Source organism: Corallococcus terminator (genome assembly GCF_003611635.1).
Lineage (GTDB): Bacteria > Myxococcota > Myxococcia > Myxococcales > Myxococcaceae > Corallococcus > Corallococcus terminator.
In genome coordinates, this window is record NZ_RAVZ01000812.1 from 1 (window position 1) to 451 (window position 451).

Genomic DNA, 451 nt, shown 5'->3' on the forward strand with positions numbered 1-451 from the left:
GGCCGGGGCCAGCGGGTCGCCCGCGAGCTCGGCGTCGATCGAGCGCGGGAAGAACTCGTACCAGGAGCCGTAGAGCGCGCGGGGCCGGTCGACCCAGATCTTGTAGGTGGGCGACCTGGTGACGAACTCCCGCACCGGGAAGTCACGGATCAGCGCCCGGACCGAGGCGTCCTCGAGCGCTGGCGCCACCCGGTGGGCGACGTCGAGGGTGGTGTCGCGCAGGCTGGCGGCGACCGCGAGCACCGGCGGCCGTTCGCCCTTGGCGACCTGACGGGCGAGCCGTTCGAACAGCCGGGCGCCCTCCTCGAGGTCGTTGGCGAGGTCCTCGGCGCCCTGGCCCGCGTCGATCTTGACCTCGACCGCGTGTTCCCAGGTCCCGAACGGGTCGCTCCACGCCTCGACGACGAAGGTCCACAGTCCGGCGGTGTCGGGGACGAAGGTGGTGACCCAC

General features: G+C 72.7%; 1 protein-coding gene. It reads right to left on the reverse strand.

Features of this window, described 5'->3' with window-relative positions; translation table 11 throughout:
- Positions 1–451: maltotransferase domain-containing protein (locus D7V88_RS42255; protein WP_120546008.1), on the reverse strand; the 451-nt coding region annotated here is incomplete at both ends.